This window comes from Vibrio sp. YQ_11 (genome assembly GCF_043103065.1).
In the GTDB taxonomy this organism is placed as follows: domain Bacteria; phylum Pseudomonadota; class Gammaproteobacteria; order Enterobacterales; family Vibrionaceae; genus Vibrio; species Vibrio parahaemolyticus.
Window position 1 is genome coordinate 113,225 of the sequence record NZ_JBICJM010000043.1, and the last position, 26,294, is coordinate 139,518.

Consider the following 26,294-nt stretch of genomic DNA (forward strand, 5'->3'; position numbering starts at 1 on the left):
ATGGTTATACCACCACCATTTCTTATAGGTGAAGATAAATACGAGATAGTAACAACTCGTAGCCATATTTTTCACCTAGAGAACAAAACATTTAAAGCAAACCTAGCAGATGGATTAACTGAGTTTTGTTATATGCCAACAAAATTCAGCAAAATCTCTTTGCTTGCAGTTACGCGTGGTTTCCTGATTAATCAGTATGTAACAGGTAAATTGATTGAGTCAGGCAAACTTAAGCCAGGAAGACCATTTGTCTTTATCGAACATTATGGCTCGGGTTTCTACCTACTTTTAGTTAATGAAGACGGAACAATCGAATCTGAGCTAATTGAGGAAGTTCTGAGTGAGTCGGAGCTTAGCCGTGCTAGCGATAATACCGATAGACGATTTAAAGCGAATCTTGATTTCGACCAAGATAAGTTCGACTTACTTATCAACAGAATCGAGATCTTTGTTAACTCGAAGAAAGAGATTGTACAAGGCTTTGTTGCATCGGCTGCAGGTTTGAGCCAGGACATTTTTTCAATTGACGGACTTATCCATACTTCTCAAGAACGGATCAAAGAAGTACTTGAATCGATTCGAATTGGTAAGGTTATCTCTTTTGACTTGGCTGATGCTAACTCTGATAAATCATTTATTAAGGTTGGGGTAGCTGATAGCGTAGTAGATCTCTATGTACCTAATGCTTCTCAAGTTCAGCCATTCATTACTGAACTAACAATTGAGTATTATAAGAAGGATCTGGAACTTAATGACTTACCGACATCCTATGTAACTCGAGATGTAGGTCAGTACCTAAAAAGAAAACATTATACTCGCTTTGGACTATCCCTCTTTGCCTTGTTAGCCGTAGTAGCTTCAACAATCCCCTCTTATTTAGAGCAAAAAAAAATTGAAGAAGCTGAGAAAAACCGAATAGTCCAAATTCAACGTACCATTGACGAATATGCTGAGTACCGAAAGCTAATCTTAGAAACTGGCATTAATGCAGAGATGATGTTGAAGCAGATAGGGTTAGCCATCATGGAGTTCGATAAAGCGCGTGACTCGAAAGAACTTTCTTGGCGACCGGTTACTATTGCTGCTGAGAACACCAATATTTCATTTGAGATGAAATCCACCTCTTCAAAAATTGATAGTACTAACCTATCTGATTTCGCAGAAAAAAACGGGTTAGCTCAGTTCTTCTTAAATAATAATCAAATTGTAGGCTTTGGTGCTTCACATTATGCGGTGAACGCTGAGCTGTATCTTACGCCTGTGGATAAAGAGATCCATTACATCCAAGATACCGTCGACTTTTTGTTTGACCACACCAACGTAAGCATTGGTCAAAGAACTGCTCACCAGAATTGGTCGTCAGTCATGGTGGACATTAATTATAACTGCTGGCTTCCGCAACATTTCGAGTACTTTAGCACCCAACTTTACCCAAGAAACTATGGGTTTGTAAAAGTTGAAGGTACGTACTCTGACGAAGCCACGGTAGAAGATCAAAAAAACAAAATTATGCCTTGTGGGTACTCGGGAAAGATAACTCTTGAAGTATATGGTCACAAAGGTACAGGTTTATCTAGCTCAACAAAAAATGAGGCTGAAAATGGGTAACAAACAAAAAAAGAAAGATAACAAAGTGGCAATCATTATACTCGTGGTTTGCTTTGCCATCTTAACCTACAAGTTATCACCTCACATTAAACCATTATTTTCTTCAATTGGATTCAGCTTTAATAGTGCTGTTGCAGAAAGTAAACCGCACTCTGCCGGTATTGAATCTAGTGAACGTCTTCAACAGCAAGAGGTTAAAGCCAAGGAGTTAGCTAACAAAATCGTTGATGGCAAAATGTATATCGACACTCATATACCTAAACCGCCTAGTTACAATGATGCTCCTCAATTCGACAAAATTATGGCTGTTTGGAATGTGGTCGCTCGCGTAAACGAAAAGGGACGTGAGAATGCATACGTATGGGCTGGTTTAAAGCTTGATGATGCGAGTCGTAGAGAAGTCATCAATGTTAAGCGGCTTCAGCAAGTAGAATTAGAAATCGATGCAGAAATGGCAGAAACAAGTGCTCGCATTGCAAAGTATGAAAGTGAAGGTGTCGATTCAGGTTCGAATGGAAAAACCAAGTTTATAGGTGCTAGCGGCTCTGCTTCAACAGACGAGCTAGGGAAGCTTCTTGCGGGTGGTGAAAATGGCTCACAATTGGACATGGTCATTGCTTCTAGTAAAGAAGATCAAATCGAACTTCGAGCTTTGGTTAAAGATAAAGCCTATATCGTTGTTAACAATAAAACTTTTCCTCATGCGAGAAAGGGGCAAACAGTTGCTAATAGATATGAGGTTCTAAAGATAGATAAGCAATTGGAATGTGTACATTTGGCGGATCTCAAAACAGAGGACCGTGACGAAATTGCTCCAATTTGCCTTAACTAGAGGTTGCTATGAACATATCTTTCTTTAAGAAACCAATAAACATATCAGAATTGAAAATCCCTTTTCTAAAAAAGAAAGGGGAGGTAACTATTGAAGCTACCAGTTCAGAATCATCGGTAGCGATTGAAGTAGAAGAGATTTTGTCATCGGAACATCCATTTCACCATAAACCAGCACAAGAGACAGATGAGCTAGGCATCTTATCAGAAACAGAATTGCAGATGGCTGAGTCGTTGGATTTAGATGCACTTAAAGAGTCAGGCTATCAAGAAGAATTCGAAGCTCAATTTGGTTCCGAAGTGATCAAGCACGCTAAAAAGTTAAGGGAGTCACCTCAAAATTGTGTTAACGATACAGAAGTTGAGGATGAACTAGAGATATCCGACTTTGAAGTCTTTGACGAGTCATTGCAAGAACAGTCTCTTGAAAAGGATTTAGAATCAATCGAAGAGGATGAAGCGGAAATACAGTTTACTGACCATAGTAGTAATGAGTTCACGTCTATTGCATCGGTTTTTAGAGATGAAGATGTGAAAATTAATCGTGTAAGTGATCAGCATCATTCTACATTTTCAATCCTCCATGTGGATTACGCAATCTATCGAGCGTTACTGCCAACGTTTGACGATTATAACAATAGAAAAGAATCCGACTTTGAGGACACTGATGAAGGAATTTCAAGTAAAGGTTCTTCTAGAGCAAAAGATCTTAATTCGGGGTATGGCTCAGGTACTAACCTCGTTGCTATCCCTATGCACTCTGGTGAAATTGTGCTCTTTCCACGATCCAAAGCAAAGATGCAAACTCGCTTTGTCGATGAAGTAAGAAAGTTGGTCGCGATTGCTGGTGATATCGACATCAATAAGATTCAAACACGATTAATCGACGATACTTTATTCTCTGTTCATGCTAAAGAAGTCCACACAGAAAATATTCGTCGAAAAAATACAGATGTTGATTCAAGCTCAGTAGAAGACGAAGCCGCTACTAAAGAACTGTTAGTTAGTACCGTTTCCCTGGCTGTCCAGAATAACTGTACTGATATTCATATGTATCTAAGAGAAAACTTTGAAATTCAATTTCGTGCAAACAAACTTATCCAAAGCCACCTTACAATAAACGAAGAACATATCATTGGGCGATCATTATTCAACACCATAATTAACGATTTGGGTGCTCAACGTTGTTCGGGCACGATGAACTATGTTGATTTTGAAGGTACATCTTTTGCTCTGCAGGTCTACAAAGACAAGCAAAGAACAAGCCCTATTACCGTTGAATTACGTATTGAAAAAGCACCAATAGATGGTGGCTCTCGCGAAGAATCAGCTGGTATGTATATTCGTATTTCAAAAAACGATGTACCTCAGACCTTAGAGCAGTTAAAAATTGCACCACCAATGATAAAAATGTTCCGCAGAGCAATGCACTTGCCTAAAGGAATGATTATTGTAACTGGACCTACAGGTTCAGGTAAAACAACTCTCCTTCATGCAATCCTACGTGAAATGCTCCCTGGTTTATCAGCCAGAACAATTGAAGACCCTGTAGAATTACGAGCGACATACAACAGTAGTATTTCTCAAATGTCGATACCAAAACACAAATGGCAAGAAGCGTTAGAATCCGTTTTACGTCAAGACCCGGACGTAGTAATGATTGGTGAAATACGCAGCGGTCAGATGCTAAGAACCTTATTAGAAGCTGTTGATACAGGTCACTTAACTCTATCTACTCTCCATACAAATAGCGCTATTTCAACTTTGATGCGAATGATCAACATTGGCGGTAAGCCAGAAGATTTAGCAGCAGATGAAGTCCTCACTTTAATCATAGCCACAAGGCTTAATAACCTTCCTTGTAAACTTTGCGCAAGAAAATTCACCCACTTATCTGACGAAGAAAAGAAAACAGTTTATGACTATCTAGGTGAAGCAGATATGGACAAAGTTGATAGTCTAATTTTTACAAATGAACATTCTGAAAACTGCACTTGCAACCGAGGTAAGCGCGGAATGAGTTCAATGCAAGAAGTCATTAAAATAAATGATTCAATTCGCAAGTTTATCGCAGTTAAAGACTGGGACGGAATGAAGGATTACCTTGTCGGTCATGGTTGGAAAGATTTCGAAACTCAAGCAAGAGAAAAAATTCTAGAAGGCGAATTAGATCTCTTTGAAGTTCAGCGAGTCGTCAAGATTGCCCTCGATGACGAAGAGAATTTCCAATACAACTATTAATCTGACGTTACAGGATGAGATATGACAGTTACTTATAGCTGTCATATTTATCTAATTCAAAGTCTTGATTAATTAACCCTTCACCTCTTCTTTACTACTACAGATAAGAGTGAGCCAATCTATGACCGCCAGAAGTAAACTAAAAGCATCTAAAGTGCAAAGTAGCCAAAATGCTGTTCAGAAATCAACAGAACTAACATCAATTTTAACCACAGGTGAGCGTCTTAAAATTGCTCTTTTTTTTAGGTCTAAAAAGCAAATTGAATTCATCAACTCACTCATGATCATTAAAACGGAATCAAAACCGGATACTGGAAAAGATGAAATGCAGAGTAAGGGGGGCGGTGTAGCAGACTTGCTGGTTATTAAAAGAATGAAAAAAATCTATGAGCAGAGTTCATCACTCGGGGGTGTATCTGCGATTGTTTGTAAGGCTCTAATTGTAAGAATTAGGGGCGGTATGGGACTAGGAGAGGCGATGTACGGCATGTTCTCAGATAGTTTCTGTACTCTGATGAGTGCGACAGCAGCTAGTAGTGATATTACAAGCGCGATAAAGGGGGCGACTGAAAGACAAAGTGAAGTGTTTAGGGTTGAGCTGGTATCAACGATTAAACTATACGCTGGATTTTTTATATTGATTCTAGCTGGGAATGCTATGAATTTAGTTCATTCCTTTTACGAAGAGAGAAAGGCTCAAATACCTAAAGCATTCAAATTCTTTAAAGAGCCAGAGTTAAAGTTTTTAATCGCAGATTTCATCGCCAATTTTACAATCCCATTAATACTGCTTGTATTCACTGCATCGATTATTAATCGATATGTCCTTCCAAAACTATCAGGAAAAGTACGTGAGAAAGCTGATTCGTACTACCCACCAGCAGTATTGTATCGAAGTAAGTTAGCTATGAGTTTGTTTTCGAATATCGCCCTACTTATCAAAGATGCAGGGATACAGCCGAGACTTGCTATCGATAAGCTTTTAATTTGGGCAAAACCATATGAGCGCGATCATCTAGATATGATCAAAGCCTCAATTGTCGCTGGTGCAGAAGGTACTGACCAGTTTAGTACAGGTCTTCTACCTGATGAGCTAGAGCTAAAACTAAAACTTGCAGGTCAAGGTGAAAAGGCATCTATAAAAACTGCATTAAATATTATATGCAATACGGGTCAAAGAGATTTGGTGAACCAAATGAAGCGTCTATCTACGTTATTGATGCTCATACTTGGTGGTATAGGGGTCTGGGTACTGGCTGGTGGATTGAGTGTTGGCATGGCAGTTATGAAATCTTTAGGTGCATAGTGACAAATGATGCTCTTGAGTATTTTGTAAATACATTTTTTATTGTATATTTTGAATCTGATTAGGCAAATACATTAATTTGCATAAACCAACTGTTTGTAAAAGGACTACTCAATGTTAACTAGTACAAATTTAAGAACTCGCCTACAGCATACTCGCAAGGGTAAAAGCAAAGGTTTTACGTTAATCGAACTTATGGTCGTTATTGCCATCATTGCAGTAATTGCAGCGGAATTTGTTCCTGAACTACTCGATTCAGGTGTCAGTAAAAAAGTTGCTGATGGTAAAAAAGAAGTTGTTCACATCGCAAGAGCGGTACAAAAAACATACTCGCAAGATGGTGAATACCCAGCGACAATTGACTTTGACGATATTGATCATCACCTACCATCTAACATCGATGTAAAAAACCCTTGGGATATCGACTATGCGATTACAGGCGGTGGTATTACGTATGGCTCAGGTTGTACAACTAAAACTGCAAGACCTACCGATCTAACCATTTTCAAAATTGCTTTGATTTTGCCAACAAATTCTGATGATGCGGTACTCCGAGTAAAAGACGATTATGATGACTGTACTGCCCAGGTAACAGGAACAACCGTTTTCTTTGAATTTGAATAATTAGGGTAGGCTGTAATGAAGAGTATCAATCGTAGCAAAGGGTATACGCTGTTGTTAACATTGGGTGTGGTTTTATCCATTATTGCAGCCGCTGCTTTTGATTGGTACTCGATGCTCGCGCTTGAGGAAAAGTATAATCGTCAGGCGCGAGTGGTTCAGTCTGTTGACCAAATCATTAACTCCTATTCCTCATACTTTGTACATCAATGCAACTCAGGTGTTGACCCAATTCCTCCTACGACTTTAGCTAGCCTACAAGCTGATGGCTGGCATCTTTTCCCTGTTTTTAACCCTCAAAAGGCATCCATATCATTATCCCTTGTCAGACCAAGCACCGTCATTTCCTCTACTGAAACAGGTAATAGAAGGCTGAATCAAAGCTCTACTGTTTTACAAGTTACGATGAAATATAGAGCCGATCAAAATAATGAATATCTAATGTTTGTCGATGCTCTTTATGAGACAGGTTTAAAAGTTACCCCGAATATTTCAAACCATTCAGTTCTGATAGAAGACCAAGTTATTAACCGAAGGCTAGCGCGTGAAATTCTAGATGAAAGTGTATTTAGTGAAAGGACGTGCATTTAGATGTATAGCGCATATAAAGTAAATGGTTCTTGCAGTTTAGACGTTCTGTGCAAACTCCATACGGAGTTGGAAACCAGCCTTAGTAGCTTTTTAAGTGAGAGAGGGTGTCATTGGAGAGTAGATGTTAAAGCAAGGCATTTTGTACTATTGAGTCAAGTAAAGAAAAAGACATACCGCGTGCTTATTTGTAAACCAGAACAGTTAACAAGGTCTTGAATTATTCATTAACCATTTCAACGAAATCGGACGGAATATGAAAACAGTTAAATGCTTTAAACATGACACCTGGCAAGACACTGATGTCTTTGCATTGGAAGTTGATGATATTTTTTCTCACCAAGGAAAAACTTATATAGTTAAGGGTAAGCCATACTTGCTTGAAGGTAAACCAAACATCCCAGCAGAGCTATATGAATCTGGAACTATCATCCTAAACTTTGACAAAAATCGTGAATACATTCATATGGTTATGGACTATGTTTTCAGCCCTGCAGTTGAATTTGATGATGGCTCAATGATTATCGCAGATCTTTCAGATGGAAGTACAAACGTTTATTCACCAAGGTTGCCAATTTCAAAATTAAATGAGTTTTGCAAACAAAACCTTGAGCATTATGAGAACTTTTTTCATAAACACGAGCGTAAACTTGAGTCTGGTGAGTCAATCCAAATGCCAAAGTTTTGGAATAAAACCACTCTTCCTATTTAATCTCATCACTAATTAGAAGCTAGCTTTAAGTGGCTTAATTTAAAACATCACAACTACTTCAAAACGTCTCAAATAATGGCATTAGTGCTCCTTATGGTGGCTTATTAGAATCTGCCATTTGGGGTTTCTAACTGGCGAACTAGCCGCTCATGCTTAGTAGTTTCCTATACGCCTCAAATAAAACAATGAGTTAGTGAATGTGGTCAAGTTATGCTCTATCATATAGTAAAGTTTATTTCCTATATAATTTTATGACTTCGAGATGTACAAAGGAACCAAAGTATATCCTATCTCCCGAGATCATTGATAAGGCGCGCTATTTCATTGATAGATGGTTAGACCTTCGCGTCAAACACAGAAATGGAATGAATTTCACAGGAAAGAACTAAGATCTCTATCGTGGGTTTAATCCGAACAGTCGGGGTTTCATGAGCTTTCATCACGTCTATTGCGAGCCGTTCGCCATGCACACTAAAGTAGTGTCTGGGAAGGATTATTCTTTTTGTACGTCTCTTCAGAAAACGATCATGTGGTCACGCTGGATGTAGCAGTCATACAGGGCGTCATGCACTTCTCGTTTGGCATCGAAAGTGCTCGGCAATAAATGCTCTGACAGCGTGCTATGTGAGATAATCAAGAACTTGCTCCATCATCGCGATATTCGCAGTCAAGATGAGTAGAACTTAACTGGAACGACCTCAGAAATAAATCGAAGGAGATGTTTTAATGACAATCGATGAACTTGAGCTGATTAACAAGATCATTAGAGGTCAACGCGAGTCCATTGCATATAAAGCTGCAAAATTAGTACTTGTAGAAGGTCGCTCACAAACCGAGGCGACAGTGATTTTGAACGCCAAAAAATCTGCGATTCAAAACGGCGTTACAAGATACTCCAATTGGGATGCTGAAATAAAAAACGCATACAAAATAAGCAAATAAACTAGAAGTATACGCCTAGGCGTGTACAATGTGAGTGCACTCGCCAACTACATGCCAGGGAAAATTTAATCTCTACAAGCTCTTTAACAACCGGACGATCATTCACTCCTACCGTAAGGCGTTTAACGTTTTTTCAAATCGCAGGAGGAAGCATGAATGACGTATCGTCTGAAATTTACACATCTAGCCCACTTTGTGGGCAGACCCTTGTATTAGAGGTATTTGGAGAGCCTAACTCAGTGTCAAAAATGACTCTCGGGAATAAGTTTTTCATCTCTGTTAAGTGCCATCCTTAGAATAGTGACAATACAGATCTAGTGAGCTGGTTCTTTGATTACTACTCCAATTACGCATCACTCTTAGAGTGGGAAGAATTGAAGAAAGGTTGGCATTGCTATCAAAAAGCGAAGAAACAGAGAAGTGGCAGCTTTGTTAGTGCTTTCTGGAACTATTTTGACGGAAAGCGTATCAAGATAATTGGTCGGAAATTTTATTCGCGACTCGATTTTGTAACGCACAAGCTTAAGATTATCTAATAGGTAAATTAAACATGAGTAAGACTGAAACTAGAGATGACCTTGAACTAGATAAACTATCAAACACTACAAACCCATTCGCTTGTGAATTTACTGATGAAGCTAAGGAAATCATGCGCTCATTAGTTAAGCATGTAGATGGTCGTACTTGGAAGGAGCGTGTTGATTCAATCAACAAAAAAGATGGTTATTAAAATTAGGAAATATGGAAGAAATAGAATGGTTGTAAAATCAAAAGGAAACACAAGCCTTTGGGACCAGACTTGTTACTTAGCAAAAGCTAAACCTTTTCATTTGTTCTTTCTAATTGCGGCTATGATCTTTGCTTTCAATGCAGGGATTGAAATTGCCGATTGGACACTCAGCAATGTTCTGAAGCACATCTTTGCTGCTGAACAATAACAAAGCCAACATTGGAAAGGTCATAAGGGGGATTCGTATGGAAAAACCGACAGTTAAAGATGTGCTCGTCATTGCTAGGCATTATGTGAATACGAACAAAACCAGTCTTCACATGGTTCTTAACAACAAGAACATCAAAGATGATCATATCAACTACTGCTTAGAACAGGCACGTAAGTGTGGTGACGAGCAGGGCGTATCGTTGGCAGAAACATTACTAAACATGTCGAAAACACAGCGCTTAAAGCTAGTTTCGTCAATCTAGGAATAATAAATGCAAGTTCTAGTCACAATCACAATATCATTGTTCTACCTACTTCTCTATTGGTTGTTTTATGACGGCTTTAAAGTTCGTAGCGAAAGGGGCGGTGTTGTTAACTTGATTATGGCTTGGTGACAACTTCCACTTTCATTTTTATGTAGTTTTCTATTCTCTTTAGGTACAGTCAGTCTGATTAGCCAAAATATAAGCATTATGGAGTCGGTAGCAATTTTAACCTCAAGTCTAATAATGCAGATAGTGTTTGCATACAAATATGTAACACTAAAGGCTTTCATTACTAAACTGCGGAGTTAGTAATTGATCCGAGTTGATGCACCAGACCATAGCTGGGAAACAGCCGATGATGCTCCGATCTGGATTTGAATTGGAACGTAATTGAGTGGTTAGAAACCACTGAAACCGCCGCAAAGTCGGCTTAGGAAAATTATGTCAGATTATAAAATTGAATATCAACCAGATGGCACTGCTAATACCGAGTGGCAGAGTGATCACTGTAAGCTAAGAGTCCGATGGATGAATGATGATGTCCAAGAACTTTTTTTCCGTCTTAAAACTGATAAGGCTAGTTCTTCAACGGTTTTATCAATTAAAGGAATACGGGTTGTTGAATGCCAAGGTAAGTTAAGATTCTCTAACTCTGACAAGCAGTTTATGCAGGATATTTGGATTCCAAAATCATTTGGGATGTTCTTGTGCGAACACCACAATATACAGGTCGAGAGTGAAGAAGTCGAAGCAGTAAGAAACCTAGTTAAAAGGGCGCGTAAAGACGACTTTAACGTAATTAAATACAGGTAGGAAAATTCGATGCAATGGTTAGTGGATAAACACATATGTCTAACTGATGCAGACATAGAGTTGATACCTTACGAAGATGATGCGAAAGACTCTCTCACTGGAACAGTAAGTACGTTTCAACAATTGGAGTTTAAATAGAACTGGGTTTACATGAAAACCCGCTCATGACTTATTTTTGGTCTGACCTTGAAGGCTTCTGTTTTCTAGTCAGTGGTTGCTCGCTAGTTCTCTCTGGAAAGTTAACGTGATTCACAAGTCTTCTTCTAGACTCACAAGTAAAGGGTAGTTCGTTAATTTCAAGGATTGTTGAATGACTGAACATAGATGTTTTTTTAGTGGTTTAGAACTCATCAAGTTCGCCAATATGCTAGAGTGTGATTGGAGGGGAATTAAGTATTTGGCAGGAAGATGTGGGCTTTCAGCGGGGGCGTTACGAGCATTGCTTAAAAACCCTGACGTTAATAGCGATACATTTGAACAACTTGTTTTTGTCGCGGGTTACAACATAGAAGTGTGTGACTATCCCACAACCGATGTTCCGAATGAATACGAGCTGTTTTTTGATGTTGAAAATAGCTCAATTTGTGCTGGCTGGGCTTATGTGCTCGATAAACGCACCTCTAAAAAAACCGCCCAAGACCTTATTGACGTTATGAATCCTGACACAATAGAGGGAATGACAGTTCTCGTTTGTCCAGAACGAACAGTAGCGCTATTCACCACCAACAACAAAACCTTCATACACAGCTATGAATGCTCTTGGGTTCACTACGCTAAGTTAAATCGGTTGTTATCCAACTGGCTGGTAACTGTACCAACTAATCGCGCCATTTACCCAATTGATTTAACAGGTTCAGTTAAGCCACTCGTTGAAGAACTCCTTGAGCTTCAACGAGTCGTACCAAGTGGGCATAGTCGAGAATATTACTTACTGCTAGATGAGCTTGATAACGCTATGCGGAACTCAATGTGTGATGATTTAGAGGATGTTTTTCATGAGGGCGTTGCTGTACAAGGTGTCGAACATTACCTTAATACAATACTCAGTCAATGAGCATTATCAAGTTGGAAACTAAAGATGAAATTGAGCTTACTACTTACCTTCCTCACCGCTTGTAGCTTCTCCGTCTTGGGGTCACAAAGCATTAAGTTGGCTATAGAGGTAATTGAACACCAATCTTACGGGACTACTTTGTATGTAAAAGAGGGTTGCGAGTTTCACGGTTATCACAAAGATAAGACAGAATCTGTTTTCTTAGCTAAGTGTGGTAACAAGTTAGCCAACTACAAAGTAAAAAATAGTGATTGGGACATAAGAGGCTTCAATATCGAATCTGATATTGCTATGGAAGTACCACTTAAATTAAGAGGTGGATCTTACGGCATCGACATTGAAAAAGCGGTCGAATCACTAGCAAATCAAACTGATGTGAATATTGGTTTTGGTGATCCCCAGGTTCAAGGTAATGCTAGATTCAATGACTAAGGAAGTTAGATAATGGAAAGCAAATTGACTCAAGACGAGCTAACTCATTTTAACAGTACACGAAACATTAGCGGGATATGGAAAAGTCGCATAAGGTGATCTTATGCGATGAAAAAAAGAGTTAGCTGTAGAGTGCTTGCTTATGTTTTCGTTGATGGCGAAACTGTCTACCGAAAATAGTGCGAATATAACGTTCCATTGATGCGTAATCTTCCGTATTTATCCACTCGTTCAACCTGAAAGGTAAATCCGGATCAAACGTTTTATTGTGTAGTCCAGCGACAAAAGCATTTCCTTCTGAAGATAATGCAATGACTTCCTGATTGTTGACCTCAGATAAAACAAAAGCCCCACGATTGATTGCGTTTTTTAAAATAGGATATCGAGAACTCGCGGTGCCGAACCCCTTTGTTAAACGGTCAACAGGGTACTTGCCGGTTCCTTTCCAATTACTCATTGTTTCCAATACATCATGCACATTCATGCGCCGGTTTTCTTCGGCAAAAACGGCTAATAACATCAGTTCATACTTTGAAACTATCGGATCACCTTTTAGCCCTGACCAGTTGCAAAGTTCAGAAAATACGATCGAAGCATTAGAATTCCACCAGTAGTCAAAAATATCTTTAACTTTCTGTTGTTTTGCAAGTTTGTTAGCTTTGGAATTATCATCCCAAACACTTTGGGATCTATTCTCCCATGCTTTATTGATATTGGATCGTGTGTAACTAGACAAATATAAACAATGAACTGGCGGTAGTTGATTAATAGAAAGGTTTTGAAGAAGTTGATTTGCCCCTCCATATCCAGTTCTATCTGGATCTACTAAGCATATGATCTCTTCATAGTTGGCTAAATTTTTATTTAAATAGTTGATTAATTGCTGAAGTTGGTTAGTTAAATCAACACGAGATGGATTGTCAGGAACTGAGACTAACGTTTCTCCTTCTTTTGTAATCAGCAACTTCTTTAACGGGGTTTGCTTAGGTCTAAGTTTTGTGGGTTGTTGAGAGTAAGGAATGTCATTAAAAGATAAACGAGGCAGACTAAATTGCCACAATCCCATGCCTTGGGTAAATACAACTTCGGTGTCATCAGGTAAAAGACCTAAATCAGCCAACTTTTGGAAACGTGAGGGCTTTTCTACAATCAATAAACGCATATGGTTTTCCTAATCTTGTAACACAAGCGACTTTTAGCGCAGCTTAGCTACGGACTAATTCCAGAATAACTCAAACGCGTATTAACACAACAAAAACTTTGGATATTGTCTAGTAGACGACACCTGTTACCAAGTGTCTCCCACGAAGAATCCAGCAAGACAGTTAAAAATGAATCTTTAGGTTTGGTCAGATTGCTAAGTGCCTCATACCAACTGCATTACTAATATCACTTATAATAAGATACTTTTTCCTTAGCGCCTGATTTCCTTCCCTTATCTTTCAATGTGCCTGGCATAATAAGGAATCACCCAACTTCTGGTAGTTAATATGTACAATGATGAACTCAACACTGATGTTCAAACCAAAACGGTAAAGAAAAAGCAACTTAAGCAAGCTAGCTGCATCGATGATGTAAGTTCATATGCACGCTTTTGGCTTGAGTACAAAAACTACTTTCTGACAATCCCAGAAATGAAAGAACGTTTAGCACGTAAGACGAACAAAACAACATGGATTGACCAAGTAGTTAATAGGCTGGTGGAAGTAGGTTCGCTTAAATTAGACTCTGCCTTTGTTGAAAGCTACGCGCAACAATGTTTCTTTGGTGATTACGGCTCAGGGTATATTGTAAATAAATTAACGAAAAAAGGGCTTTCGAAAGAATTTGTATTGTCTCATATCTCAAAATACAAATTAGCCCACAACATAGATGAGCAAAAAATCCTTAACGGATATGTAAACAGCACCTATATCAGCTTTCCAATTACTATTGAGAGCCTTCGTCGCAATCTAGAAAAGAGGGGGTTTCATTGGAAAGCTGTAGATCAAGCAATCAAGCAACATCCTAAGTCCAATACGTTAAAAACTAAGATTCAAGTAAAAGCAGAAAAAACCGATGTTAAAGCAGAGATAGTTAAAATGTCGCGTCGAGGCAAAGGACTGCGTTTTATAACACAAGTACTTAAATCAAAACTTGTTGATGTCAGTAATATTGAAAAATTGGCTAATGAGCTTGCTTTGGATGGGGATGTAGATTTCTACCAGATAGCTACTTTAGAGTTAAGTAAGTATGCATCCAAACGAAGGTTAAACTTAAAAGAATATTCTGATAAATCAAAAGCCTTTAAGTACTTGCTTGACAGGGGGTTCACCACAGATCAGATAAATTATGGCTTAGATGAATTACTAAAAACTGAATAAATTAACTCTTATTCATAATCGAGATTGTAAGCTAACAGGTTAAGCATTAAACACTGCCCCGAATAATCGTTTCGGGGCGGTCTTTTAATGATGTGCAAATTGAACTCTGTCCCGATAGGCGCGGTGTGACTTACATGTCATGCATGTTGTCGTCGTAGGCTCAAGATTTAAACGAAGAATATCGATCGGCTCAGCACATTCATTGCAATGACCGAATTGCTTGTTTTTAATCGCAATTTCAACGGCATCATAGCGTTTTAATTGTTCTGCAATCTTCTTAGAGCGACTTTGAAGTAAAGCTATGTCTGTATCTATGGCTGATTTATCTGATTCGTCTCTACACTCACTTCTCTCACGCGTTCTATCGATGATTTGTTGATTGATAGTATTCTGCTTTTCAATGTCTTCCTTTTTGAACAGTGGAATCATTCCTTGTAGTTCAATGATGTTAAGAGGCTTAGCTTTGAATTTGGTATCTTGTGTTTTGGTAGTTCCAATCATGATCTCACCATATGTCCTGTTTTATGAGTTGAGCAACGAAAGATTAATTTCTTGTTGATCTAGCTCAGTCACTGCTGCCAAAAGTTCAAATTCAGTAACTTTTCGCTTTGTAAGCTCAATATTGAAAATTTTCTCAAGAATTGGGAGAGACAAGTAAGATTCAATATATAGGTATTTGAAAGTTTGAGTTTGACAAAGATCCATGTCTGAAAGAGCGGTAACAAACACAGAGTTGGCGGTTTTAAACATTGCTTGATAGTGGAAAGCCAGAGGGTATTCTGTATTGCCGAGGTAGGTGCCGATAGAGGTGTCCGAACGGAGGTGTATCAGTACGTCTACGTGACGTTGTAACATGGCTAGTATGTCTGACTTTAAAATTCCATTTTTTAATAACTGTTTATCAATTGAGTAATTGTTAGCAGCAATGTCACTTAGCTTAGTGAGATCCTGGGGAGTTGCTTTAGGCATAAGAAACTCCAAGGGATTCATGTGGCGTGATGCATTGCCCAAATGATTCAACTAACCCTTCAATTTGAGAAATCGTTTTACCTTCTAAATGTATAACTAGGTCAATCCCTAGTTTTTTGGCATTAGCAATCGCAGCCGAGCTAGATTTATAAATTCTTGCTTCATTGCTACGCCATGCAGAAATTGTTTTGATTTGACCACCGACTATCACAAGTAGCAGGAACTGTTTCACGAATGGTTGTTTAAAGACGAAGCAAAATTGTTTATTAAAGCTCTCTAACTGCACCAATTCAGTCTTATCAACACAAGAATAGTCTTGAACTTTATCAAATTTCATTGGTGAACCCCGCTGATTCGTGATTTTCTAAAAATGTCAAAGTCTGCTCCTTCTCGGCATTTCTAAGCTAAATCCATATAACCTGAAATTGCTGGTGATTTTCTTGGCTTTTCACCACGATGTCTAAGATAAACGATGTTCATATGATGAATGTGTGACTAAAAGCACATTTTAATTAAATTGCATGATTCTGCAAATCCATCAAAAAAGGTATACAATAAATTAATGTTGAGTGGTCGCTTGAAACGTTGGGTGTAACAAATGCTGCTTGAGAGTGTTCGATTAGATCTTGATACGTCTAAAGGGAGAGGGCAAATGAAACTTGTTTTATCGACAAATAAAAAACTTGATGGAGTTGTTGCACCTGAATACTACGAAATCCCTGTAGAATCATGGAATGGTATTCAACTGCATCACAAACCAGTAATTCATCCAATGAATAATGAGTTCAGTGTGTATGATATATGTTCCGGTAAGGTTCTAGACGAGTCAGACTATGTAAAAAAGCTTAAGCAAGAAATCCACAAGCAGTTTGGGTTTGTTCATGCTCACTTAGATCTAGTCACTATTGCCAGGGTAATCAGTGACAAGTTGGATAAGGAAATCGGTGTAGTGTCTGGATTTCATTACGAAGTCTACTTGCCAGAGCTGAGAGTTGCCTCAAACACATTAGTCGATGACGAGAAACTTCAGCGATATCTAAAGACTTTACAAACAGTAACGAAATCCGACTGTGTTGAATTGCGAAGTAAAATAGATTCATATGGAGATGATTTCACTTTAATGGACTTATATTTTTTGGTTCAAGAGCAATTTGCTTTGCACAAAATGGAGGACATAACGAACATTGAAAACTCTTCTGCAAATGGATTCTTTTCTGGGCATTTAGGAATTGACGCCATCGAGACTGAAAGTATTCCAAGTAATGAGATATTTGTAGTCAATCAAGATTTCATCACAGAAGCGGAAATTACTCCATTGCCGCCCAATGAGTTAGCCTTGCATTCTTCGTCTATGTTTAACCGAAATATTGATTACGTAGCGTGTGATGAAGTCATCAACCAGATTATAGATCGATATTCACTTACTGAAATCTCAGATGACAGAATACCGGTTTATTTACCTTTAACAGTCCAACAAGGAAAGAACCTTTTAAACACGCATCATGTTACTTCTGAAGGGAGATTAACTGTTTACGGTGACACATCACATACGGTGTTTGATGGTACTGGTGTCGGTCTAAAAGTGGATGCTTGCTGTTTAACCGTAGATTCCATAAACCCCAAAACAGGGCTGTTGACCTTTAGTTTAGATTTAAATGGGTTGAACTGTGCGTATATGGGCGATTGGATTGACTATGATAGTCAGATAACAAAACAATTGATTTCTAATTTATCTAATGCACAAACGAAAGAACCCCATGAGAACTATGCCGAAGACCGTGGCGAACGAATGGGGATGAGATAACAACATTATGGGACAGTTAGTTAAGAGTACTCTTAGAAAGAATCGTGCTCCAATATGGTTCTGCAATCAGTCAGGGTTTCAAAGATGGTCTGGACTGTACGACTTTCAGTTCAACGCTGAATTGAAAAATGAGTTAGTACTGTTTATTCGTGTGGTGTCGTCCATTAAGGCTCACAACTCAGCGTATTCAATTGAATCCATCTCAAACCCTTTCCATCCGGCATTCTTGGATGGAATTCCATATAAAATATGGGAAAGTTCGATTTCTGTTTCTGATCAATCAGTTCAAATAGACCTTTGCGATCAACAAATTGAAAATAATAACGGCATTATTGTGTCTGAGTTATCAGATGATCATGTAGGTAGTGTTGCCTTGGTTCATGATAATAAAGAGATAGCCGTTTTTGAAAATTATGAAAAATCAATGCAAGCCGCTTGTTTTGCCGTAAACTCAGAAGTAGGTGGATACGGCATGATTCAATTAGTACCGTCAAACGAAGAACCTACTAATAAAGAACCCATTGAATGGTTGCTTGGATAATTTTTTACTTTTAAAATTGCTATGATACGATAGCTAATACTATTTTGATTGTTAATATAAGGAGTTGAATAATGTGCAAAAGTAGCGAAGCAAATTCAAAATCTCGCATGGTTCAATCAGGAGATGTTTCTGATTTAAATCAGCGAGCAAGAGAAATTGGATTTACCCTCACAAGCAAAGAACAGGAGGCTTTTGGTAAAATTTTCAATACTTCTCCGAGTGATGTTTCATTGGCTGAGATTATATCGAATCATTCTTCTGCCAAGTTGTCTCAATAATCTATTTCAGTGGTGTTACGTAAATAACTCCCAACAAACAAATACAAAAGCACCTAATGCTCCACTTATCATATAATGTGATTTTTCAGAAAAATCTCATGTAAAGTAATGAACTTCATATCAACAAGCTTTACATTACCTTAAACCCCAAAAATTACGGTAAAATTGTTCATTCATATCAACATAAGTTGAAATCTCTGTGTTAATCTAAACCTGTTCGAGATTTAAGTCTCATTAATTATTAGGTTTACGATTATGTCAAAGTTTCTTTGTGTATACACTTTGCCTACGTCTATCCAAATTCGTATTGGTAAAGTTTCTAAGAGTTTTTCATCTACTTTATATGATAACCCCCTTAAGGCTGCGTTAAAGTATCGTCAAAAGCAGTTTGAAGTTGGAAATGTCCCTGCCTTTTACCAACTGAACATGCTAACTGAATCAGACCTATCAATAACGCGACAAAAAAAATTTCAACGCTCCCGTTGTAGTATCAAGGTACTCGAGACAAACAAGCCTACTACCCTAGAAGTGTATTGGGCTTCCTACAAATCATGTGGTGAAGCTGAAAGGGAGCTTAAAAAGCGCTATTTAAAATGGATTTCTCATTACAACGCGGTTGCGATTGCCTATAACAAACTAATGCTAAATAAGTTATTAAGCCAAGGGCAAGAGGAAATAGATACTCTTGAGCCATTCTTAGTCAAAGGAAAGTTTGATAAGAATATCTGGGATATTGCATACCGAACATATCTTGATTCATTTAGTGCCAATACGACTGTTAAGAATCACTCCAAACCTAAACAAAAAGCTACCAAAACTTCGGCAGACTCAACCAAACGTAACCAAAAGGTGGAATTAGCGGATACGCTTTACCTTGACGTTCCAAATTGCCTACCCAGTGAAGATGTAGCTCAATTAAAAGCTCAATCTGACGAGGTTTTGGAGGCATATTATAGCGCCGGGACGACAGCACAAACTTATTCTAAAAGATTTTCAATAAGTCAGGTCAACCTAAAAAGTAAAGTTATGGAGTTAGACCGAACTCTTAATGATCACTTATTCTTTGACTTAGTTATCAAACGAAACCTAATTTATGTTTCAGTTAAATCTCAAACGGATAATGGGCTTCCCCTTATCCCGAGTAACGGTAAATTTAAACTTGATAGTTTTGACGCGATTATCAATTGTGTATACATGCTTTGCCGAGCAAAGAAAACCTACTATCGCTATCTATCACTCCAAGAAAAGCTTTTTGACGATCCTGATTTCAAGCTGGTGGACTTCACTTGGGGCAAGACAGAAATTCAAGCAAATAAGATAGCAGGGATAGTAAGGTCACTAAAGCAAGCTTTGATAGGCAAGCTACCAAAACGCGACCTTAAAACTAGAAATCTATGTGTTTCAAGATTAAATATGTGGTCGGTGTTAGGACAATGCTCTTTTACCACTTCAAAAATTGGTGATCTGTTGACGATGGAAGGTGGCTGTGAACTTTACATGCCAAATTTAGTGATGGTAGATACACCTGTAATTAGCAAAATTAAGACACTAGCTTCGTTTAATCACTTCATGTCTTTGATTCAAGTACTCTTTGTAGAAGGACAATTTGATAATCAGTATATTACCGAACAAGTAAAGCAATTTCATAAGTTAAAGGAATCGAAGCCGGAACCATTGTCCAAAGATGAAGTGCGATTTAGAGAGCTGTCAAATCGCCTATTTCGAGAGTTAAATAAGTATCATCCTAATGTAAACCTAAAATCATTGAATATCCCCAAACCGTCGAAAACGTGGCTTGTTTCATGCGACTGTTGTGGCAGTGTTCCAGAAAAAGACTTTTATCATGACGATCGAGGCTATCACTGCATCATCCAATGTCCAGAACAATGTAACCCTGCAATAAAAGGCTCCGCAGATACAGAAGTTGAGCTTTCTAAGTACATATTGGAATGGTTTGTACTTAACGTATACTCCCTCGATTTCAAGCAACTGTACATGTGGAATATTAGCTACGCTGCAAATGAACATCGACTAGGGGTCGTACTGTATGCTATTCGTGACTATCTGAAGGAAGTTCATGAGTATGATGTACTTGCTTTGTCCTTACCTAATAACCAGGCTAATTACAAGCCAACAGATTCAAAGCTCTGCCGGACCGACATTTTAAGAAAGTGGAGTGATTTTTTTATCAGCGCCTTTGAAGATGAAAGAGCGTTTGACGACTTGCAGTTCCAGCGCAGAAAGTACGCTTAACGATTACTTAAGCATCGATTAAACATTGAAACAGGGAGCACTAGCTCCCTTTGTTATATTGGTTGGAAAGGTAAATCGTAAGGAGATGGGGCAGAAATATCAGATGATGTCACGACAACATTATCTAAGTATATCTGGTTAATATCTTCATGGAGTTTCTGGTTAAGACGATTCAATTCACCTTCAATGATATTTGCCATGCTTATTCGATTTTCAACATGTTTTCTAATTACGCTTTCAACTACCGGACCTATAACTTGGTTGACAATTTCAAGGTTTAACAGCGAGTCTGGTAAAAGTTCACTAGATGGCTGGTGATCCAAAAGAGCCTGTTTGTACCGTTCTTTGTCTGCATCTCTAACTCGCATTGGACCGATACTGAGGTCGAGAGGCGACATTTCGGGATTAAGCTGAAGTTGTAAGAAATCATTCAATATAGGTGTTTTTGCCGATTCAAATTCATTAATCACCTTATCGATGGCTTGCAACGCAAGCTCGATGACGAATTCACTATTTGGATCTGGAAAATGTTCCAAGACATTAGTAATTTTTTCGACCAGTTCTGATACTTCAGCAACAGTAAAGGCTTCACTTAGAAAACGCTCAATGTTCTCAACGTTGCCCCCGAACATTTCTTCAAACTCTTTCGGGAACTTATCGAGTAAATGTATAAATTCTTCTATGAGCTGACTTGCGATCTCTTTGTTCTGTTCCATCAATGAAACAACACTCGCGGCAAACACGAATGAAGAAATTAGCTCTCGTTCAGGCTTAACCTGGCGTGTAAGACTTCGTGATGAACTTGTTGTTGCCTTATTGATGTTCATAAGAAGATCGATTTTTTGCGCGTTATGCTCCAATTGTTTTAGTGATACACGATTGGTCAGTGAATTATCTGAGCTATTGTAATGTTTAGATATGCTACCCGGCTCGGTGCCAATAACAGCAAGCTTTGGAGAGGCTTTGTATAAACGGTTGTGAGCTTTCTCATGCGCGAGTTTTGTAAGTTTATTAAGTTCATGATGTGCTGTAGTACCAAGCGTTGAAAAAACGATAACCTTGCCTTGGACAGTGTGACTACCAGTACACTTTGAATCAACAATTTGTTTTAAGTTATTGATATTTAATGGGGCAGGTTTAACTTTCATTAAATGACTCATTGCTTCGTTTGCAATTTTATTTTCATTTCTCATTATTTTGCTCCCGTATCAAAAACTGTGACAACTGTGACATATGCTTACTGTTATTTTTCCCTCGAGTGCTCACCACAATGCGTGTAGCAAACGATGTAATGCACAACGCGAATACGAGATAGAACAGCAAATTGCTTTGGTTAAGCTTTATCAGATGCTTATACCGCTTCGTGAATAAAAAAAATTGTTTAGATGTGAGTTGCGCTAGTTGAGAGCTTGGGATTTGAAAAGTTGAAAGTTGGTGAGCAATTTCAAGGCGCGTTTCAATAGATAACTTTTGTTCCCTATAAGTACCAGTTTGTTCTTTCCCGACATTACTTAGTGCGAGTAAAACTAGCGAAAGTGGTATGCGCTGGCTCCCTCCAAGGTCATCAGAAATGTAATGTATGATTATACTGTCGGCATCCTCAGAGAACTTATCTAAATGAAATTGTAAAAACGATGCAATGCTGAAATTGAACGCCATTAATACAATTCCAACGATGCAAAGATATTTGGCACTTCTGTTCATTTTAAATTGCTTCCTTGTTAAAAATCCATCAGTTTGCTAATGCATTATACATAGTACATTGAATGCGTCTTTAATCCAGTTTGCAAGAATGCATTTAGTGCGATCTGAGTACCGCTATCTGCGAATCAGATTGAAATTTACAAGGCAATGAAAGGCTAGGGGACGCAGCAAAGGGCTGGTATGTTGTATAAAGGGTTAGAGTACGCTGGTGCTTTGGTACACACCAGCGTGTTATGAGAACGGCTTAGTTAGACATCGATTTGAGTAGATCTTCGAATCGTTTGATAACACTGATATCCGTGACAAGCATATAATTAGTTCCGAACAAACCTTGGACCGCTTTGTTGTAACCGTGTGGTTTATAAAACTTCTTTGCCCAGTCGACGTATGAGGGTAATACCTCAATCAGTTGATGTTCACTTTTGGTTTTGTAATGATCGATTAGGTAGTTTGAAAAACCTTTGCCACGAAAATTCTCATAGATTGCCAACCCTCGCAGAATAGTGAAGTCACGAATTGTAGAAAAAATGTAAAAGCCGACTTCTTCACCTTCACTATTGTTCATCGTAACAACTTCAATTGTTGAACCAATTGCCATCTTATCTAACTTTCTTGCTTGTTTAGATTGGGTGTTCAAAAACTTCCGAACCTTTTGAGTTTCACGGTTGATGTTGATTTGAGATAGTGATTTACCCGACTCAATCAAATGAAAAATTGATTGGTATTTCAAAGGCAAATAGTTATCCGAATGTTGTATAAATTCCATCATTCATTCCGAAGTTAATTTCAAGTTACGTGTAATCTACATTACAACCATATCTACTTCTTCAATTAAATGTACAAAATATGAAGAAAGTGAGAAATTAATAAAATTTATTATGCACATCTTTACAACTAAAAATGGAAGCGTAGAATGTTAATAATTAACAAGAAATTTGAGGTGTGAGAATGTCTAATACAATAAACAAACTTGATGATGAGTCAGTATTGAACAACTCTGACTTTACGATTAGCAACAACAACAGCATTCGGATTTTGGTCAATGACAAGAGTATTGGGTTGGCAACAACAACCTATTCATATTCATTAACACCAGAATTAAAATCTCATGCTGCAGAACGGATCTTTCTTTCACTTCAGCTAGCTAAGGGGCTTTCAAATGAACACCTTTTGCTAAGGATACAAAATAAGTTAGCTGAAATTGAAGTGGGGAAGTTGGCGCATTTCAGATTTAATGATCAAGTGCCTTCTGAGCTGTATTTTAATCTTAACGCGATAATGCGTCGGATAGACGATTTTAAATCAGAAATGTTAAACGTTACCCCAGATGAGGAACAACTGAAGAATCGCCTTATCGAAATGCGCGAACTCATAGATGAAATGTTGGGTAAAGAGGCTTGAGATGGACCGTAAAATAATAAAAACTCTAGCTAAAAACCTCGGATTTGCAGCAATAATGTATGGTTTTCCAACTTTTTTTTACTTGGCAATTGGCTTGATTGAAAGTGGCGATGTCGGAGTTTTAGAGTATCTGAATGAAAAAAATCCAAGTTGGAAAATTTGGTTGATTTGTTTCATACCCACAATGATAGCGTTCCTGGTATTGAAATTTGATGAGAGGCAGGGATGATATGGGCATCAAGAAAATTTCATTTTATGTTCGCTGGGTAGCTGCAATCTCAATCATAACGTCGTTTGCGTTTTTAGGATTAAGCGAGCATAAGTACGCCACATTATTCTTTATTGGCTATTTAATGCTAACAGCACCAGAGGTTATCACATGTTTGCTGAATGCTATGGGCAAGGAAGAGTGAAGGGAAACATGTGCTTTAAGTTAAACCTACTAACCATCTCATATGCAGTGTTTAATAATAGGGGTTATTAAACATAAAGCATTGATTAAAAACCTTTTAAATGCCTTTTCTACATATACCTTCTCATCTCACATACAATCCAAGGGTTACTCACTACATTAATAAGTGGCTTTATTAAGCCGTAGTACGATCTTGTGTAAGTGACTGTTATTAATTTCAAGATGACCTGACCAAACGATGATATGAGTCGCTAGTATCTAAAGCTTACACATTTGTATTGGGCAAACACTGATAGCAGTTTCAGTCGCTCGGTACTAATAATACAAAACGACCGACGTAACAATCTAAAACAAGTCCGTAGACCACGTCGTTACTGTTAAAAGAGATACAAAACGAATCTAAGCCTATAATTGTTATTACCTATGGAACTGTATATGCAATGAATATTCAGTTTGAAAAGTATTTCCCCGAAGAATTTGATAATAAAGTGAATCAGAATGCACAATTGTGCATAAATTGCTTCGTAGTACCCTACTTTAAACTATGTTTGTTAATGGGATAAAAAAGCGCTCAAATCTAGATGAGCGCTGAGCTGTGAAATCATAAGAAAACGTTAGCGATCAATACTAAAATCTTCGAGCTTTTTCCCGTTATCCAGTGCTTCTTGAATCACTGAAGGTGTACGCCCTTGCCCAGTCCACGTTTTCTCATTACCGTTAGAATCGACGTACTTATACTTTGGTGGGCGTGGTGCTCGCGTTTTACCAGCTTTCTTAGCGCCGGTGGCACCAAGTGCTGCAATCAGCTCATTTACTTCAATACCTTCACTATTCACTTTTTGAATGATAGCTTCTAGTTTTTCCTTTTGTTTTTCCTGCTCTATTTTCTTCTCTTCTTCTTCTTGAATGCGTTCTTCGACCACAACGTTAATTTTTTCTCTTAACTCAAGAAGGACATCCATTGGAGTGTCACGAGCAATTGCGCGTAGAGTACGGATATTATTAATGTCTTGTAGGGCAAATGCCATTTTCTTTCTCCATTTAGAATTTTAGACAAGTTTAAACTAAAATATCTTGAACATTAAATTTGTTGATTGCGTCACTTCAGGTTGTTGTGAATGAGTTTCTATTTATACGAAATTGGTACTGATTTCCATTGACGAAATATTGAATCGTGACCAAGAGCAAAGATGCCATGTGGTTCAAGACTAGAATCGATACCCTACTTTTAAAGTAAAGTAAGAAGTATCAAACTCAAAGTTGTTTTCGTCTGCGAATAGATATGAATATTCGCCACCAATATAGACAGTATCCTGAATATGATACCGCGTACCGACGCCTACAATTGGATCATACCCATCTAGTTTTGTTTTTGTAGATGGCTCATGGACCCAATTAGCAACACCGGCTTTAATGAATAGGTCGAAATCATCGGTAAAAAATTTGTGTACCTTGGGCATAAAAGCAAATGTGTCGAAGTTCACGGAACCGATTGATTTGTTAGGCTCGTATTTACCAGTTTCGAAATAAGCATCGAATCCAAATTGGATGCTTGTATCTTCAAAAGTATCAAACTCCATCCCTACTTCTATGCCGTAAGTACCAAGTTTGTCTTTAATTCCTTCAAATTGGGTTTGTACATAAGAACCTCGTACACCGATGGTGCTATGGTAGCCTTGGTATTGATTACTTGCGGCGATAGTTTGTGATGATAGAAGAATGAATGGGACTAGGATAAGATTAGATTTTAGCTGCATGTGATATTTCCTTATATGCATGGACGTTAATTTATGTACATTCTATAAGTGCATACTGAAAAGATAAAGATCATATTACTTTCTGGTATTAAAACTATTGTATATAAAAACAGTAAATTGTGTCACTTCATAAGGTAGTACAAATTCGAACGAACAAAACAAAGCCGTTTAAAATAAGGTATGAGTCAAAAAATACGAAAAAATTTATTCTTTTCGTTATTCTTATCCAGCACCATTGCATAAAGTAACCGATGGATGTTTGTTACTTTTAGTTGTAAATTTTTGTGGCAAGTAATTGAAAAGCTGTTATTTGTCAGTTCTTTAGTACAGTTGTATTATAGAGTTCTCTCCGTATTCATTACCTTGGGCAAGAGTAATGAGACAGAAAGGAGATGATAAAATGTAAAGAAAATTAGGAAACGTCATTTGGAGCTTGGGTCTTCTTTTGAAAGCATTTA

33 protein-coding genes are annotated in these 26,294 nt (G+C 38.0%); 23 read left to right on the forward strand and 10 right to left on the reverse strand.

Annotation, left to right across the window (positions count from 1 at the left end; translation table 11 throughout):
* The 7 genes from ACF8EG_RS16520 (at nt 1) to ACF8EG_RS16550 (ending at nt 7,907) form a co-directional block, all read left to right on the forward strand.
* Nucleotides 1–1,608, forward strand: a complete 1,608-nt coding sequence (locus tag ACF8EG_RS16520; RefSeq protein WP_258486543.1) for a hypothetical protein — start codon at nt 1–3, stop codon at nt 1,606–1,608.
* A complete protein-coding gene (locus ACF8EG_RS16525; RefSeq protein ID WP_086048403.1) occupies nt 1,601–2,440 on the forward strand; it encodes a hypothetical protein in 840 nt (279 codons plus the stop codon). Before ACF8EG_RS16520 ends, ACF8EG_RS16525 begins: the two co-directional genes overlap by 8 nt.
* An 8-nt stretch (nt 2,441–2,448) precedes the next feature.
* A complete protein-coding gene (locus ACF8EG_RS16530) occupies nt 2,449–4,680 on the forward strand; it encodes a GspE/PulE family protein (RefSeq protein WP_258486540.1) in 2,232 nt (743 codons plus the stop codon).
* Nucleotides 4,681–4,801: 121 nt separating this feature from the next.
* Nucleotides 4,802–5,986, forward strand: a complete 1,185-nt coding sequence (locus tag ACF8EG_RS16535) for a hypothetical protein (protein ID WP_180208849.1) — start codon at nt 4,802–4,804, stop codon at nt 5,984–5,986.
* Nucleotides 5,987–6,100: 114 nt separating this feature from the next.
* Complete coding sequence (locus ACF8EG_RS16540; protein WP_138937612.1) at nt 6,101–6,610, forward strand: prepilin-type N-terminal cleavage/methylation domain-containing protein; 510 nt, start codon at nt 6,101–6,103, stop codon at nt 6,608–6,610.
* A gap of 15 nt (nt 6,611–6,625) precedes the next feature.
* Nucleotides 6,626–7,198 (forward strand): hypothetical protein, encoded by a 573-nt coding sequence (locus ACF8EG_RS16545; protein WP_258486529.1) that lies wholly within the window; start codon nt 6,626–6,628, stop codon nt 7,196–7,198.
* 253 nt (nt 7,199–7,451) lie between these two features.
* Entirely contained in the window at nt 7,452–7,907 is a 456-nt protein-coding gene (locus ACF8EG_RS16550) for a hypothetical protein (RefSeq protein ID WP_138937610.1), read from the forward strand.
* A 514-nt stretch (nt 7,908–8,421) separates the two neighbouring features.
* On the opposite strand, the gene ACF8EG_RS16555 is transcribed toward ACF8EG_RS16550, so the two are convergent.
* Nucleotides 8,422–8,544 (reverse strand): hypothetical protein, encoded by a 123-nt coding sequence (locus tag ACF8EG_RS16555; protein ID WP_257228259.1) that lies wholly within the window; start codon nt 8,542–8,544, stop codon nt 8,422–8,424.
* An 89-nt stretch (nt 8,545–8,633) separates the two neighbouring features.
* Between ACF8EG_RS16555 and ACF8EG_RS16560 the strand changes: the two genes are divergently transcribed.
* The 8 genes from ACF8EG_RS16560 to ACF8EG_RS16595 all read left to right on the forward strand — a co-directional run bounded on the left by ACF8EG_RS16560 (nt 8,634) and on the right by ACF8EG_RS16595 (nt 12,354).
* Nucleotides 8,634–8,849 (forward strand): hypothetical protein, encoded by a 216-nt coding sequence (locus ACF8EG_RS16560; protein ID WP_180208852.1) that lies wholly within the window; start codon nt 8,634–8,636, stop codon nt 8,847–8,849.
* Between the two features lie 550 nt (nt 8,850–9,399).
* Nucleotides 9,400–9,579, forward strand: a complete 180-nt coding sequence (locus tag ACF8EG_RS16565; RefSeq protein WP_180208853.1) for a hypothetical protein — start codon at nt 9,400–9,402, stop codon at nt 9,577–9,579.
* 25 nt (nt 9,580–9,604) lie between these two features.
* A complete protein-coding gene (locus tag ACF8EG_RS16570) occupies nt 9,605–9,787 on the forward strand; it encodes a hypothetical protein (protein ID WP_258486518.1) in 183 nt (60 codons plus the stop codon).
* A gap of 37 nt (nt 9,788–9,824) precedes the next feature.
* Nucleotides 9,825–10,052, forward strand: coding sequence for a hypothetical protein (locus ACF8EG_RS16575; protein ID WP_258486516.1), 228 nt, complete (start codon nt 9,825–9,827; stop codon nt 10,050–10,052).
* A gap of 444 nt (nt 10,053–10,496) precedes the next feature.
* Nucleotides 10,497–10,868, forward strand: coding sequence for a hypothetical protein (locus tag ACF8EG_RS16580; RefSeq protein WP_258486514.1), 372 nt, complete (start codon nt 10,497–10,499; stop codon nt 10,866–10,868).
* A gap of 9 nt (nt 10,869–10,877) precedes the next feature.
* Nucleotides 10,878–11,006: a hypothetical protein gene (locus ACF8EG_RS16585; protein ID WP_257228260.1), complete on the forward strand. Its 129-nt coding sequence runs from the start codon at nt 10,878–10,880 to the stop codon at nt 11,004–11,006.
* A 172-nt stretch (nt 11,007–11,178) separates the two neighbouring features.
* Complete coding sequence (locus ACF8EG_RS16590; RefSeq protein WP_258486505.1) at nt 11,179–11,922, forward strand: hypothetical protein; 744 nt, start codon at nt 11,179–11,181, stop codon at nt 11,920–11,922.
* 24 nt (nt 11,923–11,946) lie between these two features.
* On the forward strand, nt 11,947–12,354 hold the full coding sequence (locus ACF8EG_RS16595; RefSeq protein ID WP_283658479.1) for a hypothetical protein: 408 nt from the start codon (nt 11,947–11,949) through the stop codon (nt 12,352–12,354).
* 121 nt (nt 12,355–12,475) lie between these two features.
* Here the strand turns inward: ACF8EG_RS16595 and ACF8EG_RS16600 are convergent, their stop codons facing one another.
* Nucleotides 12,476–13,516 carry a toprim domain-containing protein gene (locus ACF8EG_RS16600; protein ID WP_283658480.1) on the reverse strand — a complete coding sequence of 347 codons (1,041 nt, stop codon included), beginning with the start codon at nt 13,514–13,516 and terminating at the stop codon, nt 12,476–12,478.
* 328 nt (nt 13,517–13,844) lie between these two features.
* Here ACF8EG_RS16600 and ACF8EG_RS16605 point away from each other — a divergent pair, with 328 nt between their 5' ends.
* Nucleotides 13,845–14,717, forward strand: coding sequence for a hypothetical protein (locus tag ACF8EG_RS16605; RefSeq protein ID WP_392419579.1), 873 nt, complete (start codon nt 13,845–13,847; stop codon nt 14,715–14,717).
* A gap of 84 nt (nt 14,718–14,801) precedes the next feature.
* Here the strand turns inward: ACF8EG_RS16605 and ACF8EG_RS16610 are convergent, their stop codons facing one another.
* The 3 genes from ACF8EG_RS16610 to ACF8EG_RS16620 are packed head-to-tail and all read right to left on the reverse strand — an operon-like array spanning nt 14,802 to nt 16,023.
* Nucleotides 14,802–15,218 (reverse strand): TraR/DksA C4-type zinc finger protein, encoded by a 417-nt coding sequence (locus ACF8EG_RS16610; RefSeq protein WP_283658482.1) that lies wholly within the window; start codon nt 15,216–15,218, stop codon nt 14,802–14,804.
* A 21-nt stretch (nt 15,219–15,239) separates the two neighbouring features.
* Complete coding sequence (locus ACF8EG_RS16615; RefSeq protein WP_193286217.1) at nt 15,240–15,686, reverse strand: hypothetical protein; 447 nt, start codon at nt 15,684–15,686, stop codon at nt 15,240–15,242.
* On the reverse strand, nt 15,679–16,023 hold the full coding sequence (locus tag ACF8EG_RS16620) for a hypothetical protein (RefSeq protein ID WP_086048417.1): 345 nt from the start codon (nt 16,021–16,023) through the stop codon (nt 15,679–15,681). Before ACF8EG_RS16620 ends, ACF8EG_RS16615 begins: the two co-directional genes overlap by 8 nt.
* A gap of 315 nt (nt 16,024–16,338) precedes the next feature.
* On the opposite strand from ACF8EG_RS16620, the gene ACF8EG_RS16625 reads away from it, so the two are divergent.
* From ACF8EG_RS16625 to ACF8EG_RS16640, 4 genes are all read left to right on the forward strand, one after another.
* The gene (locus ACF8EG_RS16625) at nt 16,339–17,490 is read left to right on the forward strand and encodes a hypothetical protein (RefSeq protein ID WP_392419582.1); all 1,152 of its coding nucleotides are present in this window, start codon (nt 16,339–16,341) and stop codon (nt 17,488–17,490) included.
* A 7-nt stretch (nt 17,491–17,497) separates the two neighbouring features.
* Entirely contained in the window at nt 17,498–18,031 is a 534-nt protein-coding gene (locus ACF8EG_RS16630; RefSeq protein ID WP_283658483.1) for a hypothetical protein, read from the forward strand.
* A gap of 71 nt (nt 18,032–18,102) precedes the next feature.
* Nucleotides 18,103–18,309, forward strand: a complete 207-nt coding sequence (locus ACF8EG_RS16635; protein WP_138937818.1) for a hypothetical protein — start codon at nt 18,103–18,105, stop codon at nt 18,307–18,309.
* 255 nt (nt 18,310–18,564) lie between these two features.
* The gene (locus ACF8EG_RS16640; protein WP_392419584.1) at nt 18,565–20,562 is read left to right on the forward strand and encodes a hypothetical protein; all 1,998 of its coding nucleotides are present in this window, start codon (nt 18,565–18,567) and stop codon (nt 20,560–20,562) included.
* A gap of 53 nt (nt 20,563–20,615) precedes the next feature.
* On the opposite strand, the gene ACF8EG_RS16645 is transcribed toward ACF8EG_RS16640, so the two are convergent.
* The 3 genes from ACF8EG_RS16645 to ACF8EG_RS16655 form a co-directional block, all read right to left on the reverse strand.
* Nucleotides 20,616–21,755, reverse strand: a complete 1,140-nt coding sequence (locus ACF8EG_RS16645; protein WP_392419586.1) for a hypothetical protein — start codon at nt 21,753–21,755, stop codon at nt 20,616–20,618.
* The gene (locus ACF8EG_RS16650; protein WP_283658486.1) at nt 21,745–22,266 is read right to left on the reverse strand and encodes a hypothetical protein; all 522 of its coding nucleotides are present in this window, start codon (nt 22,264–22,266) and stop codon (nt 21,745–21,747) included. Before ACF8EG_RS16650 ends, ACF8EG_RS16645 begins: the two co-directional genes overlap by 11 nt.
* A gap of 244 nt (nt 22,267–22,510) precedes the next feature.
* Entirely contained in the window at nt 22,511–23,035 is a 525-nt protein-coding gene (locus ACF8EG_RS16655) for a GNAT family N-acetyltransferase (protein ID WP_138937814.1), read from the reverse strand.
* Between the two features lie 179 nt (nt 23,036–23,214).
* Between ACF8EG_RS16655 and ACF8EG_RS16660 the strand changes: the two genes are divergently transcribed.
* Genes ACF8EG_RS16660 through ACF8EG_RS16670 form a run of 3 tightly spaced genes read left to right on the forward strand, consistent with a single transcriptional unit; the run spans nt 23,215 to nt 24,080 of the window.
* The gene (locus ACF8EG_RS16660; RefSeq protein WP_193286212.1) at nt 23,215–23,667 is read left to right on the forward strand and encodes a hypothetical protein; all 453 of its coding nucleotides are present in this window, start codon (nt 23,215–23,217) and stop codon (nt 23,665–23,667) included.
* Nucleotide 23,668: 1 nt separating this feature from the next.
* Nucleotides 23,669–23,896 carry a hypothetical protein gene (locus ACF8EG_RS16665; protein ID WP_283658487.1) on the forward strand — a complete coding sequence of 76 codons (228 nt, stop codon included), beginning with the start codon at nt 23,669–23,671 and terminating at the stop codon, nt 23,894–23,896.
* Between the two features lies 1 nt (nt 23,897).
* Complete coding sequence (locus ACF8EG_RS16670; protein ID WP_180208872.1) at nt 23,898–24,080, forward strand: hypothetical protein; 183 nt, start codon at nt 23,898–23,900, stop codon at nt 24,078–24,080.
* A gap of 613 nt (nt 24,081–24,693) precedes the next feature.
* On the opposite strand, the gene ACF8EG_RS16675 is transcribed toward ACF8EG_RS16670, so the two are convergent.
* Both ACF8EG_RS16675 and ACF8EG_RS16680 read right to left on the reverse strand, forming a co-directional pair.
* A complete protein-coding gene (locus tag ACF8EG_RS16675; RefSeq protein WP_180208873.1) occupies nt 24,694–25,107 on the reverse strand; it encodes an H-NS family nucleoid-associated regulatory protein in 414 nt (137 codons plus the stop codon).
* A gap of 180 nt (nt 25,108–25,287) precedes the next feature.
* Nucleotides 25,288–25,836, reverse strand: coding sequence for a porin family protein (locus tag ACF8EG_RS16680; protein WP_258486470.1), 549 nt, complete (start codon nt 25,834–25,836; stop codon nt 25,288–25,290).
* Nucleotides 25,837–26,294: the final 458 nt, after the last annotated feature.